The organism is Elongatibacter sediminis (genome assembly GCF_037892215.1).
GTDB lineage: Bacteria > Pseudomonadota > Gammaproteobacteria > Xanthomonadales > SZUA-36 > Elongatibacter > Elongatibacter sediminis.
Genome location: NZ_JAZHOG010000006.1, coordinates 94,066 through 113,920, shown reverse-complemented (window position 1 = coordinate 113,920; position 19,855 = coordinate 94,066). Strand labels below are relative to the sequence as shown.

Sequence of the window (19,855 nt, the reverse complement as noted above, 5' to 3'; positions counted from 1 at the left end):
GCATGAAACTCATTCGATTTGGCGCCGCCGGCAAGGAACAACCCGGCATTGTGAACGACGACGGCATCTGGCTCGACTGCAGCGCATTCGGCACTGACTGGAACGAGTCGTTTTTTGCGAACGGCGGCCCCGAGGCGCTCGCCGGGTGGCTGGAGAGCAACCGCCCGTCGTGCCCGGTGGTGCCGGCCCATACCCGCCTGGGGCCGCCGGTCGCGCGCCCTTCAAAGCTGGTGTGCGTTGGCCTGAACTATGTGACGCATGCCCGTGAAGCGGGCATGGAAATTCCGGATGAACCGGTGCTGTTCATGAAATCCACGACATCGATCTGCGGCCCGTTCGACGACATCGTGATTCCGCGTATCCGCAGCGCCACGGGCGAAGAGGTGGCAGCACAGCAGACCGACTGGGAAGTGGAACTCGCCATCGTTATCGGGCGCGAATGTGTCCGTCTGAGTGAACAGGAGGCCATGGATCATGTTGCCGGATACGTGCTGCACAACGACGTCAGCGAGCGGGAGACCCAACTGCACCGCAGCGGCCAGTGGGTCAAGGGCAAGAGCTTCGACAGCTTCGCGCCTCTCGGACCCTGGCTGGTGACGCCCGACGAAATACCCGATCCGGGCCAGCTTGCTTTGTGGCTCAAGCTGAACGGCGAAGTCATGCAGAACGACAATACCCGCGAGATGATCTTTCCATTGCCGGAACTGATTCGCTACGTCAGTTGGCACATGCGCCTGCTGCCGGGCGACATCATCACCACCGGCACCCCGTTCGGAGTCGGCATGGGGCTGAGGCCCGAACGCTACCTGCGCGCGGGCGATGAAATCGAACTGGGCATCGAAGGCCTGGGCATCGCACGCCAACGGGTCACCTGCGACATCGACGCCATGGCATGAGAATCGACGCGCACCAGCATTTCTGGCGCTTCGATCCCGTACGGGACAGCTGGATCGATGCGGACATGTCCGCCATCGCGCGCGACTTCATGCCGCAGGATCTCGAACCCGTGCTCCATTCACTCGGCCTGGACGGCACCGTGGCCGTGCAGGCCGCTGAATCGAGCGTTGAAACGGACTTTCTATTGGCACTGGCCAGGGAGCACGACTGGATTCGCTCGGTCGTCGGCTGGCTGGACCCGGCATCGGCAGATGTCGCGGCCGAACTCGACCGCCTGGACGGTGAGACCCGGCTGGCCGGCTTTCGGCACATCCTGCAGAGCCGCGAACCCGAGGTGATGTCGGAACCCGCGTTCCGCGCCGGCATCCGTGCCTTGCGCCAGCGGGATTACACTTTCGACCTGCTTATCCACCCGCGACATCTGCCGGCCGCCATCGACCTCGTGCGCGCGTGTCCGGACCAGCGGTTCGTCATCGATCACCTGGCCAAACCGCCAATTGCGGACGGCATGGACGACGGCTGGCGCCGCGACATCCGAACGATCGCCCGCCACGAGAACGTGTTCTGCAAAATATCCGGCATGGTCACCGAAGCGGACTGGTCCCACTGGACACGGGAACAGTTCACTCCGTTTCTGGATACCGTGTTCGACTGTTTTGGACCGGAGCGCCTGATGTACGGCTCCGACTGGCCCGTGTGCCTGTTGGCCGCGCCGGCCGGGTCGGTCATGAACATCGTCGACCACTACCTCGCGCCCTTCAGCGCCGACGAACAGGCTCGCGTCCGGGGCGGCACGGCCTGCGACTTCTACGGAATCACGAAATCATGAATCTCGAACTCGAAGACCGGGTTGTCATCATCAGCGGCGGCGCGCGGGGAATCGGTCGTGCCATCGCCCGGAGCGTGGCCGCGGAACAGGGCATTCCGGTCATCGTCGACCCGCAGGAGCGCGAAGGCGCCGACCTCGTCGAACAGATCGAAGCGGACGGTGGGCAGGCTGCCTCCATCGCCCGGAAGCTGGATTCCGACGACGACTGCCAGCAAGTCGTGCAGTGGGTCGAACGCGAGTTCGGACGCATCGACGGGGTGGTCAACAACGCCGGCCGCAACGATGGCGCCGGACTCCTGCACGGCAGCACCGAGGCATTCGAAACATCCCTTCGGCGCAACCTGATCCATTGTTTCAGCCTGGTGCACCATGCACTGCCCGCACTCAAGGCGTCCCGTGGCGCGATCGTGAACATCAGCAGCAAGACCGCGCTGACCGGCCAGGGCGGAACATCCGGCTATTCCGCCGCCAAGGGCGCCCTGCTGGCGCTGACCCGCGAATGGGCGCTCGATCTGCTGCCCTGGGAGATTCGGGTCAACGCCATCGTTCCCGCCGAAGTCATGACACCCGCCTACCAGACCTGGCTGAATGAACTGAACGAACCGGATGCAACCCTGAAGCGCATCCAGGAACGCGTACCCCTGGGCACACGCCTGACCCGGCCGGCCGAGATCGCGGACACCGCTGTTTTTCTGCTGTCGGCCCGCGCGGCGCACATCACCGGACAGCACATCCACGTGGATGGCGGTTATGTCCACCTGGACCGGGCCCTGGGCCAGATCGAGCGAGAATCATGAGCGAATCCCGAAAATCCCTGCCGGACCTGCCGTTCGCACCGTCGTTCTGCGGCCTCGGCGAACAGATCGCCATTCACGGGCGGTTCCGACCGCACGAACCCGCCCTGATCGAAGGCGATCGAACCGTCGACTGGGGTTCCTACGACCGAACCGGCAATCGAATCGGGCATGCCCTGATCGCCTCGGGAATCCAGCCGGGCGACCGCATCGCCCTGCTGGCGGGAAACCACCTGTGGGCCCACGAGGTCCTGTTGGGCATCTGGCGGGCGGGCGCAGCCGCGGTACCGCTGTCGCCCCTGCTGGACGATGGCGCGTTGCAGCGAATGCTGGAGGACAGCGGTGCTGCCATGCTCCTCGTCGGCACGGATTACCTCGAACGCGCCGACGGCATTGCGCCGCCCGGCACGCAAGTGATCCGCGAAGGCGGAGAATTCACGCAATGGGGACAGGATGGAGCCGAGACACCCACGGGCCGCGTCAACGCCGCCGATGACCTGGCCCTGATCATCTATTCCTCCGGCACTACCGGCGTCCCCAAAGGCATCGCCCACAGTCATGGCTCGCGCCTTTCCTTCGCATCGGGTTTCGCGGCCGAGTTCCGGTTTCACTGCCATAGCGTGGCATTGTCCTGCGTACCCATGCATTCCAACGGTGCGTGGCTGAGCTGGAGTCCCGCCAAATGGATGGGTGCGGCCACCGTGATCCTGCCGGCGTTCTCCGCGGATGCCTTTATCGATGCCATCCGCCGTCACCGTCCGACCCACGGTTTCATCGTGCCGGCCATGGCCGCTGTGCTGCTCGCCCAACCGGGAATCGAGAACGCGGGACTGGACTGTTTCGAGACCGCGATCACAGCCGGCTCACCGATGCCGCGCGGCGTGAAAGAGGCGGTTCAAAAACTCACAGGCGGTGCCCTGTACGAACTCTGGGGTCTGACGGAAGGCGTCGCCACCATCATCACGCCGCAAGACATGGAGCAGCGCCCCGAATCCGTGGGCCGGCCGATGCTGGGGTGCGATATCCGCATCGTCGACGAGCACGGCCAGGACATCACGTTCTCGGGAACCGGCGAAATCGTCGGACACTCCGCCGGACAGATGAGCGGCTACTGGAACCGGCCGGACGCCAATGCGGAACTGGTGTGGCGGGACCCCACCGGGTGGATATTTCTGCGAACGGGCGATCTGGGCGAGTTCGACCGTTCCGGCTACCTGACCCTGCGCGGACGCATGAAGGACATGATCATCTCCGGCGGCCTGAATGTCTATCCGGTGGACATCGAGACGGTTCTCCTCGAGCACCAGGACGTGCACGATGCCGCGGTGGTCGCCGCGCCGCATGAGAAATGGGGTGAAGTGCCCGTGGCCTTTATCAAGCCGGAGCCGGACGCCGACACCGATCCGCAACTCGCCGACGCCATACTGGAGTGGGCGAATGCACGGCTGGCCCGCCACCAACGACTGCACCGCGTGCTGATTCACCCGGACGACTTTCCGCGCAACACAATGGGCAAGGTGATCAAGGCCCGCCTGCAGGAGGCTCTGTGAGCCCGTCCCCGGCCGGGACGGAGCATCGATCCCGCTGGTGGATGCTTGGCCTGCTGTTCACCGTTTATGCATTCAACATCGTCGACCGGCACATCATCAACATCCTGCTCGAGCCAATCCGGCTCGACCTCGATCTGAGTGACTCGCAGGCCGGCTTCCTGGCCGGTTTCGCGTTCGCGATCTTCTACACCCTGATGGGGGTGCCCATCGCCGCGCTGGCCGATCGCTACAGCCGCACCCGTCTGATCACACTGTGCTCCGCGTTGTGGAGTGCGATGACGGCGCTGACCGGCATGGCCACCGGCTATGTCAGCATGGCCCTGACCCGGATGGGCGTTGGCATCGGGGAAGCCGGGCTCACGCCGTCGGCGAATTCACTGATCGGCGACCTGTTCCGGCCGACGGACCGGGGCAAGGCGATCGGCATTTACCAGAGCGCAGTTCCGGTCGGCACGATGCTGGCGGGGCTGATCGGCGGATTCCTCGGGCCTTCCCTGGGATGGCGGATGACCTTCATCCTGCTGGGCGCGGCCGGCATGGCACTGACCCTGCTTTTCTGGGCCGTGTTCCGCGAACCGGCCCGCGGACTGCTCGACGACGCGAGTTCGCGCCCCGAAAAAAACCGCTACTCCATCATCGAGACGGTACGCCACCTGCTGCGGCAGAAAAGCTGCCAATACTTTTTTCCCGCCTTCGCCCTGGTCGGACTGGTGGGTTCGGCCGTCAACACCTGGACGCCCGCTTACTTCATGCGCAGCCACGAAATGAGCCTGATGCACATGGCCACGACCATCGGAACCATCGGGGGGATCGGCGGCGCCGTGGGCATGGTCGGCGGCGGCATCATCGCCGACCGCCTGGCCCGCCGTGACGTCGCGGCGTACATGCAGATACCGGCCATTGCGCTGTTGGCCGCGATACCGCTGTTTTTCGGTGTGTACCTGGCCGGTAACGCGGCGCTGTCAGCCGGGCTCCTGCTCGGTCCGATGATTGTCGGAACAGCCATCGTCGTTCCGGTGCTTGCCCTGATCCAGAGACTGGTGAAGAACAACATGCGGGCTGTCGCTGTCGCGGTGTTCCTGCTGGTCATCCACCTGTTGGGCATGGGCCTGGGACCGTTGGCCGTGGGCATGCTCAGCGATGCGCTCGAGCCGGTGTTCGGTACCGACTCCCTGCGCTACGCCCTGTTGTCGGTGATGCCCCTTAACCTGCTGGCCGTGTGGCTGTTCTGGCGCGCGCGCAGGCACGTAGCCAGCGATCTCGGGCTGGCATCGATGTAGGGAATGCTCGCGGGCCGAGTGAAGCAGCCGTTCCAGCGGCGGCGCTTTCCGTTCGCTGACTTCAGGGGGATTCGTAAAGGGTGACCACGCACGCACCCCCCAGACCGATGTTGTGCTGCAGCGCAAATCCCGGGCGTTCGACCTGGCGGGGTCCGGCGGCGCCGCGTAGCTGGCGCACCAGTTCATGACACTGGGCGAGGCCGGTCGCGCCCAGCGGATGGCCCTTGGACAATAAGCCACCGGACGGGTTGGTGACCACTCTGCCGCCGTAGGTATTGTCCCCGTCGGCGATGAACCCGGACGCACCACCCTCCGGACACAAACCCAGCGCCTCGTAGCTGATCAACTCGTTGTGCGCGAAACAGTCGTGCAGTTCCGCCACGCCGATGTCCTCCGGGCCGGCAGCGGCCGCTTCGTAACATGCCCGGGCGGCCCGGCGGGTCATGTCCCAGCCCACCAGCTTCATCATGTCCTGTTCGGAGAAGGTGGCGGGTGTATCCGTCGTCATCGCCTGGGCCCGGATCATCACCGTGTCACGAATTCCACGACGGCGCGCGAATCCGGGCGACACCACCACGGCCGCAGCCGCACCACAGGTGGGCGGACAGGCCATGAGGCGGGTCATCACGCCTGGCCACAACGGTGGCGACGACAGCACGTCGTCCACGGACAGTTCGTCACGCAACAAGGCGTACTCATTGTGACGGGCATGCCGGCTGGCCTTGGCCCGGATCCGGGCCAGGTCCTCCAGGGTGCTGCCATGGCGACGCATGTGATGCAGGCCGGCGCCGCCGAAATAGCGCAGTGCGGGTGGAAGTTCCGCCTGGCCGATCCACTCGGTGCTGGCGCGGTCGAAGGGATCGAAAGGACTGGGCCGGTCGGTGAACACCGACGCGATGGCGCCCGGCTGCATCTGCTCGAAACCGAGCGCGAGCACACAGTCTGCGGCACCGCTCTCCACCGTCTGCCGCGCCAGATACAGCGCCGTGGAACCGGTGGCGCAGTTGTTGTTCACATTGAACACGGGCAGGCCCGTCATGCCCACCGGATAGACCGCCTGCTGACCGCAGGTGGAGTCACCGTAGACGTATCCGGCGTAGACCTGCTGGATTTCGGTATAGTCCAGCCCGGCGTCAGCCAGGGCGCCGCGCACGGCGGCGGCGCCCATCTCGATGTAGTTCTGCGAACGGCCGGGCTTGGCGAACGGCACCATGCCGGTTCCGGCAACCCGGGCATGCTTGGCTGCGGTTTCCGCCACGGTGTAAGCCTCCCTCTCCGCTCAAAGCCGCCGGTTCAAGGCAGCTTGGTGTCGAGCACCAGGCTGTAGTCGAAGGTGCTGTTGCGATCGGCCCAGCCCTGGAGAAACTGCTTCACCGTCCGGGCCGGACCCAGCGCGCTCGTGTTGTAGGGCTGGATGACCTGTTGGGTGTAGGCGTAGGGAATATCCACGATTCCGTGAATGACCACGCCACGGCGCTGGCTCTCGGGAAAACTGCAGGCGCCCGGGTTGAAGAAGTGGCAATTCTGAGTCGTCATTTCCAGTCCGGGCGAAAACACCGTGACATTGGCGGCCCCCGCGGCCGCATCCATACCGGATTGTGTCAACGGCATCAGAACACTGTAGAACGCCACCGCCAGTTCCGAATTCTGATCGGCGATCAGGTTCTTGGTGTTGTCGAAGTCCACGTAGTTTTTGAGTTCCGACAAGGCCTGTTCGTTGGTGAGTTCCAGGCCAATAGCCGCCGCGTAGGCGTCATCCACGCCGTCGTGGTCCGGGAACAGCCGAAAGGCCGCCATCCCGACCGCCACATCGTAGAAATTGCGTAAAATCAGCAGCTCGGTCGACAGGTACGGGGTCACACCGTCGTTGTAGGCGGGGTTCAGAACGAAATCGGCAACGGCGCAGAGCATCAGGTGGCTGGGGTTGGCGATGACCGAGGGCAGCCCGGAGATGGCGTCAAAGCAACTCTCTGGCCCGAGGTGGCCTTCCGTGGCGGTGTTGTTGAACGCACCCCACACGTTGGCCGTGTCGTACATGTCCTGCAAGTTGTCGTCTGCATCGAAGAAGGCGAATTCGAGCAACTGGTCGATCGTGGCAGTGCTGATTCCGAGGCTGGCCAGATCGGCACGGACTTCTGACTCGGTACCGGCCAGGGGCAGGAAGGGAACCCAGGTGTCCATCAACAGGCCGCGAACGTTGGCCGTCGCGCCGAACCGGTCCTCGACCTTGTCGAGATGCGCCTGTACACCGGCCGATCCCGCTGATTTTCCGGCGAAGACTACCTCGGATGCCGTCGTGCTGAGGCTGTAGAGACTCTCGATCTCATCGAGTGCCGCGTCCACGATACGCTTGCCGCGAAAGTGCACGGCGTAGGTGCCCGGACCCGCGGAATCCACGACCAGCGTGTCCGTGCCGTTGTAGATCACGGGGTCTCCGTTGCCGTCCACCGTGCCGATTCTCGAGCCGATCCAGCCATCGGAGGAACAGTAGTTGATCTGTACCGTGTTGTAGCCATCGAACGGTGAGCCACCGCGGGTGAGATTCGGCAGGCCGTTGGACGAATACCCGCTCGGCTTCATGTTGCCCTGCTGGTTCTCCCATCGGTCCTGGCAACTCTGATCGTCCTTGCAACTGCCACCGCCTTGCAGGTGGATGAACCAACGGTCGGAAATGCCGGCCCCGTCGGCTACGGTGGTCACGCGCATGTTCGCCGGCTCGCCATTGTTGCAAACGGCGCCGGCATGCCCACTCAAACTGACGGTCGTATCGCTGACCACCGTGGCGGCCTGAGCGCTCAGCGACGCAAGCAGGGCGCCCACGGTGGCGAGCGCCGGAACGAGGAAACGGGTAAACGGGGAACGGTTCATGGTGAAGTACCTCTTTCGTCGTAATGGACTCATGGAACTCACTGGATCGTTCCGGCGCGGACCGGGAACGTGCGAGGGTCTGACTGTCTCCGGTAGATTCAGGCGCGTTGCCTGCTATTCATGGATGGACGTAACGTTCATATATACACAATACTGATCAGGAACGCGTTTTGTCAAGTAAGCCTAAGGCGTTGACTAAAAAGAGAAAAGCAAGATAATCGGGGAAACCGCCGTACCGGCAGCCGTTCAAGATATTCGCTAAACCCGCGCAGGTCAGATCAGGCCCGGCCAAAAAAAAGAATGGGCCAAAAAAGAATGGGGTCAGAGTAAAGGGACAGAGTATTTACTCTGTCCCTTTACTCTGACCCCATGTTTCGCTGACCCCATATTTCGGGGGTGCGAGTCGCCCGAATCAGCGGGTGATCAGGACCTTCTTGACCCAGCCGCCACCGTGGCTGGACTCGACCAGTACGAAGCCGTCCTGTTCGGCGCCCATGAAAATCAGTTCGTCACGCTTCTGCAGGCTGTGGACGACCTGGGCGCTGTCGGCCGGATCGGCCATCAGCTTGACGTTGTTGATCTTGGGCAGAAGGATGTCACCTTCGTTGAAGGAAAACCCGCCACCCTGCTGGCCGCCGCCCGCGGCCTCCTCGGCCAGGGTGCCCACGTTGCGGTGCAGGCTGGGCTGCCCGCGCACCGAGCGCACCACGTTGTTGTAGTTGTCGACCAGGCTGGCGGCGATGATCTTGCCTTCGTCGGTGCTGCCGTAACCACCGAGCGCGCCGCCGACCCCGCCACCGTACAGGAAGCCGCCCAGCGACAGATCCGCCTTCTTGGAACTGCCTTCAGCCGCGGCCACCTGAACGCCGGTACGGGCATCGGTCACCAGCATGCTGGTTTGAGCTTCCTTGAATTTCAGACCGCCCGCGATGCCGCCGAGCACGCGACCGGAACGACCGCCGATCAGCCCCCCCAATGCGCCGCCAATGCCGCCGGCGTCATTGTCGGAAAACACCACCGCCGGGGTCAGAACGAAATCCGCCGCGACCATCTGTCCGCCGCCGTAGTTCGAACCCTGTCGCAGTTCGCCGGAATCCGCGAGCTCGCGCTCCTGCATCATGTTCCGCATGCCCTGGCCACGCTCGACCACGATGAAGCAGTTGGACTGCTGCACCATCATGCGGATGATGCCGGTCGGCGATGACAGGCTGTAGCGCGACAGAGCCGCCATCACATAATCCTGCGGCTCGACCACGGCCAGCGCGCCCATGGGCCGGTCACAATGCTCCAGACCCTCGTCACCCTGGGAACCGCCCGGACCGGCAGATCCCTGGACGGCGCTGCCGCCCTCGCCCTGCTTGGTATCAGTGATTCCGTCGGCATTCGCGGTGGCACAGACGCCCAAAGCGCCGAGTGCGATCAAAAGCGTCGCAAGACGCTTGGGATGGCTTTTCATAGTGGCTCCTTGCATTTTCGTACGATGGGTGATTCCTCGGGCGACGGTCAGCGATCCGTGCCGCACACCCCTACATCATAGTCCACGTACGCCCCGGTAAGAAACTGCGCCCGTTCAACGCCCCAGCCACCCGGCCAGCAAACGCATGGCCCAGGGCATGATGAGGTAAGTCAGCAGAAGCACCTGAAAGCTGACCTGGAGCAGTGTCCACAACCACGACGGCAGACCGGGAACCGCCGCCGACAGGGCACTGAAAACGGGGCCGAAGGCCAGTATCAATAAGAAAATCGCCGCGGTCAGAACCAGCGCCATCTTCCAGGCCCGGGGATGCAGTTGGTCGCGGAACAGGAACTCCAGCCCGGTCAGGCGCTCGATCCGCGACTCACCCTCCTCGACGATATCACCCAGTTGAGACAGCCACTGGCGGCGTTCGTCAGAGCATTCCCATGCCTTCAGGTTTTCGATGGTGTCAAAGCGGAACACCACGTGGCATTCATCGTCCTCGCCGGCAATTTTTCCGGTCGTACCCTGATGTCCGGGAAACGTGGTCGCCACCTGGTCGACCTGTTTCACCCATTCGAGGTAGGCATCCTTGCGGCCCGGCAGGACCCGCCGGGTCACAATGGCCGTGACCGACTCCGCGCTGTTGTTTTGCCCCATGCGAACCGCCGCCCCTGGCGTGAAAACCAGGGGCCATTATGTGGACAAACCACGTCTCCCGCAAAGTTGCCCGCCGAATCAGGCCACGGCGGGATTGACCGCCAGTTTCTGCAGGCGGTCGAAGGTCTCGTCGATGTCGCGCTCGGTGGCGGCGGGGTGAATGGGGCAGAAGCGCAACACTGTGCGGCTGCCGAGGTCGGTGGTCGTCACGTAGGTAAAACCGGTTCGGGTCAGGGCCTGGGCCAGCCGGTGGTTGACGCGGTTCAACTCGGAATCGTCCGGCCGGGCGTCGGCATCTCCGATCCAGCGGCAGGTCAGTACCCCCAGCGTGGCAGGGGTGGTGACTTCGAAGCCCGGCAGGGCAGCGGCGCGCTGTTCAGCGTAGCGCGCAATGGCCAGTCCGTGCTCGACGGCGGCGATGAAGGTGTCGACACCGTACACCTGCAGGGACAACCACAGTTTCAGGGCCTTGAACGAACGGGTGAGCTGCGCTCCCATGTCCCGGTAGTTGCAGACTTCGCCAGTGACATCGGTATCGCGCAGGTAGGCGGGAAGCACGCGAAAGGTGTCGGTGAACCACGACTGCTCGCGACCCAGGATCACCGCGCACTCGAACGGCTGAAACAACCACTTGTGGGGATCGACGGCGATGGTATGGGCCCGATCGATTCCGGCGAACAGCGTCCGGGTCTGCGGGGTCAGCACGGCACCACCGCCGTAAGCCGCATCGACATGAAACCACAGGTCGTGACGCTCGCAAACATCCGCGAGTTCGGAGAGCGGGTCGACCGCACCGGTGTTGGTGGTGCCGGCGTTGCCGACCACGCACAAGGGTTTCAACCCGGCCTCGAGGTCGGTGCGGACGGCCTGTTCGAGCGCCTCCGGATCCAGCCTCAGGTCCGCGTCGCACTTGATCAGACGCAACTGATCGGGCTGGAATCCGAGTACATACATCGAACGCTCGATGGACGAATGCGTCTGGTCGGAGCAGTAGACCACCGCGCCCGTCATGTCGTCATTCAATTGATGATGGCGGGCCAGAGCCAGGGCAGTGAGGTTGGCGGCCGAGCCTCCGCTGACGAACAAGCCGCTGGATGGAAAATCCCAGCCGAATCGGCCGCCCAGCCAGTCGACGGTCTGCCGCTCCACCTCAAACGCGGCGTGGTTGTGCGGGGTGATCCCCGCGAATACGTTGAAGCCCGAAGCCATGAAATCCGCCAGCGCGCTGATGAGGTTGCCGGGCGCCGGCATGTAGGCGTAAAAGCGCGGGTGCATCAGGTTCATGGTGTTGCCGAAAATGTCGTCGATGGCCTGTTCGACGACCTGTTCGGGATTCTGCGGAGCATCGGGCATGGGCCGGCGCAGTGGGGCGACGTCGTCGAGACCCTTGTCCGGATCAACCGGCCGCACATCTTCGGCGTGCAGCATGCGTTCGACCACCCGGTCGACAACCCGGTAACCGAGGCGACGCATGGTTTCGGCGTCGAAAGCGAACGGATTGTGGCGCAGGGTCGAAGATTCAGTCATTTCGTATCGCTCCGGAAAGGCCCGCCGGGGAAGGAAATCCGACCCGGGCGAATGCGCGGGCCGGATCGGGGTTCAACAGCAGCCGTTTGGGCCAGAAGCCGACGGCGGCAGAAAAGCCGCCGTCGGAATTACAGGGCGTACGGATCAGGTCCGTAGCTTGAGTGTCTCAGTACTGCCAGCGCAGAACCGCACCGATGGTACGCGGCTGTGCGGCAACGATGGACATCGGATCCTGGAAGGTCGCGATACCGTCGAACACGGCCAGTTCATCGGTCACGTTGCGCACGTACACGCCGGCACCAAAGTTCTCGGTGATCTGCAGGTTGGCGTAAAGGTTTACCAAAGTGTAGGAATCCAGCGGAATATTGAACAGGCTGTCGGTGCGGAACTCGGTGTTGGTGTCGTCGCGGTAGGTGACGTCGCCGATCAGCTGCAAAGGCATGTCGCCAATCTGCGCCTCCCAGGTGGCCGAACCGTAGAGCTGCAGTTCCGGGATGTTCGGAATGTCATCGCCTTCCTGACCCTGGATGATGAACGAAGATGCACCCGGCAGTACCGGCTGATCCGTGGTCAGCTGCGCGTCGAAGAAGTAGGTACCGGTGAAATCGAAGCGCAGGTTGTCGGTCGCCAGGAAGCGCAGCGCCCACTCGATGCCGTTGACCTCGGCGGACCCGCCATTGGTGGTGAAGGGAATGTTGCCCACGGGATCACGCGGCTCGACCTGGATGTCGTCCCAGTCGACCAGGAAGACCGTGGCGTTCAGCAGCATGCGGTTGCCCAGCAGATTGGACTTGAAACCGAACTCGAAGTTGGTCAATTCGTCCGAATCGAAGGTCGCCGGGATACCCGGAGCGAACGGCTGGTTGGCGTTGTTGACACCACCCACGCGGAAGCCCTCGGAATACAGGGTGTAGAGCAACACATCGTCCGTGGCCTGATAGGACAGCGAGAATTTCGGCCGGAAGGTGTCATCGGTCGTCTCGATCAGACCGATGGCATTGCCCTGGGCATTGACACCGATCTGCTCACCGGCCACGGGACCGGAGGAACCGCCAAAGTTGTGCAGGGTCTGCTGGATGGACTTCTGATCGACGCTGAATACGCGACCGCCGGCCATCGCTTCCCAGCGATCCGCGAAGGTGTACGTGAACTCACCGAAAACGGCGGTCTGGGTAACCTCGTCTTCGCGCTGGCGGCCGAAGAACGTGGTGCCACCTGCGAAGAAGTCATTCTCGTTCGACGGGTCCCACGGCCGAGCCGGGTTGCCGTTGCCGTCGGTGGCTGGCACCTGCACCTGGAACTGGTTGTCGTCGCGCTGGTAATACGCACCACCGACAAAATTCAGCGGGCCGTCGAAACTGGACGCGAATCGTACTTCCACCATCGACGTGTCATACGACTGCGGCTGCACCGTGGCGGCCGGCGCCGGCACGCCGAAGAACAACAGGATGGGCGTGCTGTCGAAGCGGAACTCGATGTCGTGCTCGTACTGGCTGGCCGAAACGGTGGTGGTGCCGATGTCGGACTCGAACGTGAAAGTCGCACCGATCAGGTTGATTTCGTCGTCACGCGGATTGTTGGTGATATCGACGTTGATGAAATCCTCGGTCGGGGTCAATGGCGGCAAACCCGGCAGCGGCGCCGGCGGATTGGCGTCGGGCGCATCAAGCGCGGCCTGCAGCAGTTCCGGTGGCAGATCCGGCCAGGCCGGCGAACCCGGAGCCGTGAAACGAGGCGAGCCACCTGCTTCCAGATCCTGGGTCATGGCCATGAAATCCACGGTGACCGAGTCACTGGGCGTCCAGCGGAATTGCAGGCGCCCGCCGTTGGTCTCTTCGTCGTTGATATTGGTGGCGTTGCCGTTATAGTTGCCCGCACCGTTTTCCAGCCGTGGCTGGTCAATCCAGCCGTCGTTGTCGGTACGCCAGCCCACCAGGCGCATCGCGAAATTCTCGCTCAGCGGAATATTGACCATGCCGCTGACGGTGTAATTGAAACCACCCTCCTTGGTGTCGGAGAAGTCGGAGTCGACAAAGGCATCAAAACCCGAGGCGTCCGGTTTACGGGCGATGTAGCGGATGTTGCCGGCCATCGAGTTGGCACCGTACAGGGTGCCCTGCGGGCCATTGAGCACCTCGACGCGCTCCAGATCGATCATTTTGATCGGCGCGTTCTTGCCGCCGCCGTCCTGTTGGTCACTGGCGGTGATGACGTATTCGTCAAAGTAGGCACCGACCACCGCAGGTCCGTTGCCATTGATGCCGCGGATGATGAACTCCTTGTCCCCGGGACCCAGGTCCTGGAAGCTCAGACCGGGAATCTGTCCGGCAAAGTTCTCGAAATTGGTAATACCTCGAACGTCGAGGGAGTCACCCCCCACCGCGTAGATACCGCCGGCAACGGACTGGACGTCGATGTCACCGCGCTTGGTGGCTGTGACGATGACTTCCTCGAGCACGGCCTGCGCAAACGCAGGTGCCGAAGCCGTGACGAGCGCGAGCAAACCGATTTTGATCGGGAGTTTCAGTGCCATTGTTTCCTCCAATCTGTACGTTGGCTGGGATCATTCGAACTCTAACATTCTGCATCACGAGCCGGTGCGTGGCCCGTAATTCCGGCATGCGATTAGGGCAATCGCCCTATAGTCTGCGGCATCAATCCGCGGGCCGCAACAGATTCGCATTCCGATCCAGCGCGGCGAACAGGCGCTGAATGTCATCGTCATTGTTGTAGTAATGCGGCGAAACACGAAGGTTGCCATCGCGATCTGAAACGACGATGTTCTCTTCGGACATCGCACGCACCAGGGCCGGCGCATCCGTCGATGCGAGGGCCATCAGGGCACCATGGCGCGCCGGATCGGCCGGGGTCACCAGCTTCCAGCCGCGTTCGGCGGCACCCTGCGCGATCAAACCCGTCAGGTGCCCGACCTGCTCGCCGACGGCTTCCAGGCCTGTTTCAAGCAACAGTTCAATGCCGGCGGCACAGGCATACAGCGCGGAAACGTTGGGCGTGCCCGATTCAAACCGCCGTGCCGTACTGGCCGGAGCGTTATGGTAAATATCCATGGCAGCCGGATTCTCCTGGGCGAACCATCCGGTCATGGTGGGCACCTGGGGTGCCTGGAGGCTTCCGCGCACATACATGTAAGCCAGACCGGCGGTTCCCAACAAGTATTTCAAGCAACCGCCGGCCAGGAAGTCCGCACCGGTGTCGGCCGCAGATATGGGAAAACTACCGACCGCCTGATAGGCATCGACGAAAACCAGCGCACCCCGGTCGTGCGCCATTTCGATGATCGGGCCGATGTCGGTTTTCACCCCGTTGCGGTAGCACACATAGGGCACCGATACGATCAGGGTTCGATCGTCGATCAGTTCATCGAAATGTTCCAGCGGGATATGCACGCCGCTGTCGTCCGCGCGAGCCCGAACCACACGCGCCTGGCGGCGGCTTTGCGCCAGCCAGATCTGCGAAGAGGTCGGAAAATCGAAATCGGTCACCACCACGGTATCACGGTCTCCGGTCCAGTCGAGGCTGCTGGCCAGCGAGTTGACGGACTGGGACAGCGACGTCGACAAACTCACGTCTTCGGCCGGAGAATCGAGCAGGCGGCCTACCACGGCGCGCAGGGATTCCTGCCGCTCGACCCAGTGCTCCCATTGCGCTCCCCACTCTTTGCGCGAGTTCAGGTACTCGTTGAACGCAGCCTCCACCCGATGGCTCAAGACGCCGTAGGAACAGTTGTTGAGGTAGGTCTTGTCTTGCAGCAGCGGGAATTCCCGGCGGATGGCCTGCAGATCGAGTGCCATGGTTTACTCCGTTGGATGGTTGGGTTTGGGTGTCACGAATTCATGCGTCCGGTCTCAGGAGACCGGACGCATGGGGAAATTATCACGCAGTCAGCGCACTGATTACAGTTCCCAGCAAAATCGCGCCGAGCGCGGCGGGAATCGCCCAGCGAATCCACTGGTAGACGGCCCTTGAAGGCGCATCCGGTTCTGCGGTGGAGAACAGTTGCCGCCAGGCATCCGTGCGGCGGATGCGCCAGCCCACCGCGAGCACGGCGAACAGACCGCCGACCACCGGCGTTCCCGAACCGAACAGCAGGTCCAGCGGGCCGATGATGTCGGGGCGCAGGGTAGGCGGAATCAGCATGATGGATTCGGCGATTCCGATGATCAACAGCAAACGGTTGCGGCCGAGGCGCTGACCGTAGGGTTCTTCTTCCAGGCTGACGGTGACGACATTGAATGAACCAATCACCGACAGGAAGGCGATCAGCGACAGCGCAACCAGAAACAGGCTCGAGGACAGCCGCGCACCGTCCATCAGGGAAAACAGCCGCGGCAGGGTATCGAACAGCAGGTGTGGGCCGGAATCCAGCGGCAGGGAAAGCAGCAGCACGCTGGGCACGATAAACAGGGAAGCGAAAAAGGACGCGCCCAGATCGCTCAGCGCGGTCATGCGCGCGATCGGCCCGATGCGGGTTTCGTCCTGCAGGTATTTACCGTAGACCATCACGTAGGCGGCGCCCAGGCCCACCGAGAAAAAGCACTGCCCCAGTGCGGCGAACACCTCGGTCATGCCGATCTGGGAAAAATCGGGTTTGAGGAACTCGGCGCTGGCGGCGATCGCTCCCGGTTGGCTCAGCGTGAACCAGACCAGGTAAATGCAGACCAGGAAGAAAAACGGCACGAATACGTTGCTGACCCGCTCGATGCCGGACTTCAGCCCCCGGCTGATCACGAAAATCGCGCTCCACATCACAATCAGCGCAATCACGTACTGCGTCAGCGGCGCCACCAGGCCGGAGGAATAGCGCTCGAGGTTAATGTCCGTGAACCCCTGAAGCACGGCGAAGCCGGCGCTGTAGAACACGTTGCCGACAATTAGCGTGTAGTAGGAAGCGGCAATCGCCACTCCGGCCACCAGGCCATAGCCCAGCACCCGGCCGAATCGGCCGAACGACAAGGTCATGACCCGAATCGTCGCACCCCGATGAGTGCGGGCCAGCGACAGTTCGGCCATCAGCGCCGGCACGGCGATCAACGCCATGAAAAGCAGAAACAGCAGCAGAAATGCGCTGCCGCCGTAGGCGCCCATCATGTACGGAAAACGCCACACGTTGCCGAGCCCGATGGCCACCCCGGCCAGGGTCAACACCGTGGTCAGCGTGGAAGCGAAATAACCCGTACCCTGGCTGGCGCCGTCGGCGCCCGGAGCGGTCAAACCGCACCTCCGCTCGTCGTGGATGCTTCCGGCCGGGCCGCCGGGACGAACAAAACCGGCATCGCCTGCCGTTGCGTCACCGGCCGCACCCGCCCAATCCGTGCATCGCGGGGCATCAGTAGTTCACCGCCGGACTGCCGGCGGGGAAGAACACGCCAACAAGCCGCATGCCGCCTTCACTGGTGCATTCCAGCGAGTGCTGCTGGCGGCGGGGCAGGAATATCACGTCGCCGGGCTTCACCGCGGCCCGCGCCCCCTCCGTCCACATGTAGCCCTCACCGCTGAGAATGGTGATCGTTTCCTCGTACAGGTGATGATGGCCGGCGGCGCGGGATTTCGGCACTTCGCCCAGAAACTGGGTCATGTCGGCTCCGCCCGTGTTGTCGTCGATCAAAACCTGATAGAAACGATCGGCCATGGGCTCGCGCTTGGCGGGGTCGAACGCGAACACGCGTTCATCCAGCTCGGCGTTGAAGTTTTCGGGCATCTGGTCGAGCCAGCGGGGTTCCTCGCATTGCGGGCAGATCGTGATCGTGGTGCGCAATGTGCCGCTGCCGGTGGACGGTTCGATCGAAAAGGCCTCGTCGGCGCCGATGTAAACCCCCTGTTCCGCCCCGACCGGAAAAGTCCGCCCGGAAATATGGATCTCACCCTCGCCTTCGAGCACGAACAGCGCCACATGACTGCCGGGAAACGCCATGATGGCGCGGTCTGCACCGCTATCCGAGGAGTCACGCGCTTCCAGATAGTACAAGGCCAGGCAGTTGGCGCCGTCTTCCGGGGCGATCATCGGCGACCAGGCGATATTGCCTTGTTGCCGCAGCGCGTCGGGGTCCACGGTGCGCACGTAGCAACCGCCGTCCAGCAGGGCCTTGCCGACTTCGACGCCATCCCGCGGCGTGACCGGAAAGTGCGCGCTGGCCGCGATTTCCTCTTCGCTGGCTTCCTCGTACCCGTCACCGAGGTTGTTGTGGCTGCCGTCGCAATACGGCGCATCGCCGGTGTGCTTGCACTGGCACAACAGGAAATCACCGCTGCGCTCAGGCTTGAAACGCAGCGGCTCGAACCCGGTGCCGGCGTGCGAATTGTCGCAGAAGGGTTGCTGTTGACTGCGTCCGCAGGTGCACCACAGGTACGGGCGACCCTGCTTGAGGGTAACGAGCTTGGGCTTGGTGGCCGCGACGACGGGTTCATTCATGATGAAAGTCAATTATCCAAAATTACCAGTATGCATGATGCTACGGGGTCGATTATAGTAATTGCGATAACCATTTTAGGGAGTCAGCCCCAGCTCGTAACATGGCGACGCGCGAGACCCAGGCACTGATCATCGATACCGCTCTGGCGTTGTTCAACCGTCATGGCAGCAGCAACATATCGACCAATCGCATTGCCGCGGAGTGCGGTATTTCCCGCGGCAATCTGCACTACCACTTCCGCAACAAGGCGGAAATCGTCTACGCCATATTTCAGCGCATCAGCCATGCCATGCACGACGAATGGCCGGCGGACCACCTCGAACCCACCCTGGAGCACATGGCGAAGATGTACGTACGCCAGTCGATGCTCATCCTGGAATTCGAGTTCTTCTACCGCGAGATGGCGGCCCTGCTGCGCCAGGACTCCCTGTTGCGAAGGCGTTATCGCGAGCACCGCGAACGCCGGATCGACGCCATCTGCAGGTTTCTCACCACCCTGGCCGAACAGGGCATCATGGATTTTGGAGCCGACCGCGCAATGCTGCGCCCGGTGGTGATCGCCACCTGGATCATCTCGGACAACTGGCCGAATTTCGTCGAGTTCTCGGGCCGGGAGTTCGACGCCGAGGCCATCTGCCAGGGTTACGACATGATCCTGCACATGCTCGCCCCCTACATCACCGTGGGCTTCGAAGACGTGACCCGGACCTCTCACGAAACCATCCACGCCCTGGTTGCGGAATTGCCGCGCGACGCACTGGCGTCGGCCGGCTGATTCCCGGCCGCGCTGCACCCGGAACCGAATACCTCTCTGCGTAAACCGTGAGCCCTGAAAACCGGAACACCTGCCCCTTTGGTCCGCAATACCAGATCTACTGGGACATGCGCCACGCGCTGTTCAGCCGCTTCGACCAGGCGCAGGTGGACGCCACCGGCCTGTACACCATGGTGCCGGAGAATCACGCAATGGACATGGCCCGCCGTGCCGGTGGCGGCGCCACCCTGGACCTATGTTCCGGAATCGGCGCCATGTCCATTGCCTTCGCGCGTTGCGGCCAGCAGGTCACCGCGGTGGAAATCGACCCTCGCCGGGTGGCGATGGCGCGGCACAACGCCCGCCTGTACGAAGTAGCGGATCGCATCGACTTTCGCGCCGCAGACGCGACCGCCGAATCGACCCTGGCGGCGCTTCCGGACGATATTCACACGCTGTTTATGGACCCGCCATGGGGTGCCGGACCCGGAGACTACCTCAAGCGGCCGGTCACACGGCTTGCGGACCTGGAACTGGCCGGCTTGAATCTCGTCGATCTGACCCGGCGCCTGCCCGGCCGCGAGGTGATGCTGCGCCTGCCGCCCAATTTCGACATCGGCATCCTGGCCGATATACCGGCCGAAAAAATCGCCTACGTTTCGGCTTCGGGTTATTTGCACTGGTATTACGCACGCATGGCACGTGAAGACTTTCTGCAGGTACCGCCGCGCAGCGGCCTCGAGCCCATGAGTCCTGCCGCCCGTCGGGGCTTCGTCGCCCGCCACATACCCTGAACGCCGCGCCGGCCC

The 19,855-nt window shown here is 63.1% G+C and carries 16 protein-coding genes; 7 read left to right on the top strand and 9 right to left on the bottom strand.

The window, feature by feature from the left end; genetic code table 11:
* Nucleotides 1–2 precede the first annotated feature (2 nt).
* The 5 genes from V3330_RS10360 to V3330_RS10340 are packed head-to-tail and all read left to right on the top strand — an operon-like array spanning nucleotide 3 to nucleotide 5,350.
* Nucleotides 3–896 carry a fumarylacetoacetate hydrolase family protein gene (locus V3330_RS10360; protein ID WP_354695346.1) on the top strand — a complete coding sequence of 298 codons (894 nt, stop codon included), beginning with the start codon at nucleotides 3–5 and terminating at the stop codon, nucleotides 894–896.
* Nucleotides 893–1,726 (top strand): amidohydrolase family protein, encoded by an 834-nt coding sequence (locus V3330_RS10355; protein WP_354695345.1) that lies wholly within the window; start codon nucleotides 893–895, stop codon nucleotides 1,724–1,726. Before V3330_RS10360 ends, V3330_RS10355 begins: the two co-directional genes overlap by 4 nt.
* The gene (locus tag V3330_RS10350) at nucleotides 1,723–2,523 is read left to right on the top strand and encodes an L-fucose dehydrogenase (RefSeq protein WP_354695344.1); all 801 of its coding nucleotides are present in this window, start codon (nucleotides 1,723–1,725) and stop codon (nucleotides 2,521–2,523) included. The genes V3330_RS10355 and V3330_RS10350 overlap by 4 nt, the downstream gene beginning before the upstream one ends.
* On the top strand, nucleotides 2,520–4,070 hold the full coding sequence (locus V3330_RS10345; RefSeq protein ID WP_354695343.1) for a class I adenylate-forming enzyme family protein: 1,551 nt from the start codon (nucleotides 2,520–2,522) through the stop codon (nucleotides 4,068–4,070). Before V3330_RS10350 ends, V3330_RS10345 begins: the two co-directional genes overlap by 4 nt.
* Entirely contained in the window at nucleotides 4,067–5,350 is a 1,284-nt protein-coding gene (locus tag V3330_RS10340; RefSeq protein WP_354695342.1) for a spinster family MFS transporter, read from the top strand. The genes V3330_RS10345 and V3330_RS10340 overlap by 4 nt, the downstream gene beginning before the upstream one ends.
* Before the next feature lie 61 nt (nucleotides 5,351–5,411).
* On the opposite strand, the gene V3330_RS10335 is transcribed toward V3330_RS10340, so the two are convergent.
* The 9 genes from V3330_RS10335 to V3330_RS10295 form a co-directional block, all read right to left on the bottom strand.
* Nucleotides 5,412–6,608 carry a lipid-transfer protein gene (locus V3330_RS10335; RefSeq protein ID WP_354695341.1) on the bottom strand — a complete coding sequence of 399 codons (1,197 nt, stop codon included), beginning with the start codon at nucleotides 6,606–6,608 and terminating at the stop codon, nucleotides 5,412–5,414.
* A gap of 35 nt (nucleotides 6,609–6,643) precedes the next feature.
* Nucleotides 6,644–8,218, bottom strand: coding sequence for a pectin acetylesterase-family hydrolase (locus V3330_RS10330; RefSeq protein ID WP_354695340.1), 1,575 nt, complete (start codon nucleotides 8,216–8,218; stop codon nucleotides 6,644–6,646).
* 412 nt (nucleotides 8,219–8,630) lie between these two features.
* Nucleotides 8,631–9,674: a CsgG/HfaB family protein gene (locus V3330_RS10325; protein WP_354695339.1), complete on the bottom strand. Its 1,044-nt coding sequence runs from the start codon at nucleotides 9,672–9,674 to the stop codon at nucleotides 8,631–8,633.
* Between the two features lie 114 nt (nucleotides 9,675–9,788).
* On the bottom strand, nucleotides 9,789–10,334 hold the full coding sequence (locus V3330_RS10320) for a putative antibiotic biosynthesis monooxygenase (protein WP_354695338.1): 546 nt from the start codon (nucleotides 10,332–10,334) through the stop codon (nucleotides 9,789–9,791).
* A gap of 78 nt (nucleotides 10,335–10,412) precedes the next feature.
* A complete protein-coding gene (locus V3330_RS10315; protein ID WP_354695337.1) occupies nucleotides 10,413–11,861 on the bottom strand; it encodes a pyridoxal phosphate-dependent decarboxylase family protein in 1,449 nt (482 codons plus the stop codon).
* Between the two features lie 166 nt (nucleotides 11,862–12,027).
* Nucleotides 12,028–14,394: a TonB-dependent receptor gene (locus V3330_RS10310; RefSeq protein ID WP_354695336.1), complete on the bottom strand. Its 2,367-nt coding sequence runs from the start codon at nucleotides 14,392–14,394 to the stop codon at nucleotides 12,028–12,030.
* Nucleotides 14,395–14,515: 121 nt separating this feature from the next.
* The gene (locus V3330_RS10305) at nucleotides 14,516–15,673 is read right to left on the bottom strand and encodes an aminotransferase class V-fold PLP-dependent enzyme (protein ID WP_354695335.1); all 1,158 of its coding nucleotides are present in this window, start codon (nucleotides 15,671–15,673) and stop codon (nucleotides 14,516–14,518) included.
* A gap of 82 nt (nucleotides 15,674–15,755) precedes the next feature.
* Nucleotides 15,756–17,093, bottom strand: coding sequence for a sodium-dependent transporter (locus V3330_RS10300; RefSeq protein ID WP_354695334.1), 1,338 nt, complete (start codon nucleotides 17,091–17,093; stop codon nucleotides 15,756–15,758).
* 115 nt (nucleotides 17,094–17,208) lie between these two features.
* Nucleotides 17,209–18,291: a CDGSH iron-sulfur domain-containing protein gene (locus V3330_RS10295; RefSeq protein WP_354695333.1), complete on the bottom strand. Its 1,083-nt coding sequence runs from the start codon at nucleotides 18,289–18,291 to the stop codon at nucleotides 17,209–17,211.
* 101 nt (nucleotides 18,292–18,392) lie between these two features.
* Here V3330_RS10295 and V3330_RS10290 point away from each other — a divergent pair, with 101 nt between their 5' ends.
* Both V3330_RS10290 and V3330_RS10285 read left to right on the top strand, forming a co-directional pair.
* On the top strand, nucleotides 18,393–19,067 hold the full coding sequence (locus V3330_RS10290) for a TetR/AcrR family transcriptional regulator (protein WP_354695332.1): 675 nt from the start codon (nucleotides 18,393–18,395) through the stop codon (nucleotides 19,065–19,067).
* Between the two features lie 47 nt (nucleotides 19,068–19,114).
* Nucleotides 19,115–19,840: a methyltransferase domain-containing protein gene (locus tag V3330_RS10285; protein WP_354695331.1), complete on the top strand. Its 726-nt coding sequence runs from the start codon at nucleotides 19,115–19,117 to the stop codon at nucleotides 19,838–19,840.
* Nucleotides 19,841–19,855: the final 15 nt, after the last annotated feature.

Bases quoted from the DNA above. Each gene is read 5' to 3' on its own strand.
- V3330_RS10360 (WP_354695346.1), top strand. From the start codon at position 3: ATGAAACTCATTCGATTTGGCGCCGCCGGCAAGGAACAACCCGGCATT.
- V3330_RS10355 (WP_354695345.1), top strand. From the start codon at position 893: ATGAGAATCGACGCGCACCAGCATTTCTGGCGCTTCGATCCCGTACGG.
- V3330_RS10350 (WP_354695344.1), top strand. From the start codon at position 1,723: ATGAATCTCGAACTCGAAGACCGGGTTGTCATCATCAGCGGCGGCGCG.
- V3330_RS10345 (WP_354695343.1), top strand. From the start codon at position 2,520: ATGAGCGAATCCCGAAAATCCCTGCCGGACCTGCCGTTCGCACCGTCG.
- V3330_RS10330 (WP_354695340.1), bottom strand. From the start codon at position 8,218: ATGAACCGTTCCCCGTTTACCCGTTTCCTCGTTCCGGCGCTCGCCACC.
- V3330_RS10325 (WP_354695339.1), bottom strand. From the start codon at position 9,674: ATGAAAAGCCATCCCAAGCGTCTTGCGACGCTTTTGATCGCACTCGGC.
- V3330_RS10320 (WP_354695338.1), bottom strand. From the start codon at position 10,334: ATGGGGCAAAACAACAGCGCGGAGTCGGTCACGGCCATTGTGACCCGG.
- V3330_RS10315 (WP_354695337.1), bottom strand. From the start codon at position 11,861: ATGACTGAATCTTCGACCCTGCGCCACAATCCGTTCGCTTTCGACGCC.
- V3330_RS10310 (WP_354695336.1), bottom strand. From the start codon at position 14,394: ATGGCACTGAAACTCCCGATCAAAATCGGTTTGCTCGCGCTCGTCACG.
- V3330_RS10305 (WP_354695335.1), bottom strand. From the start codon at position 15,673: ATGGCACTCGATCTGCAGGCCATCCGCCGGGAATTCCCGCTGCTGCAA.
- V3330_RS10295 (WP_354695333.1), bottom strand. From the start codon at position 18,291: ATGAATGAACCCGTCGTCGCGGCCACCAAGCCCAAGCTCGTTACCCTC.
- V3330_RS10290 (WP_354695332.1), top strand. From the start codon at position 18,393: ATGGCGACGCGCGAGACCCAGGCACTGATCATCGATACCGCTCTGGCG.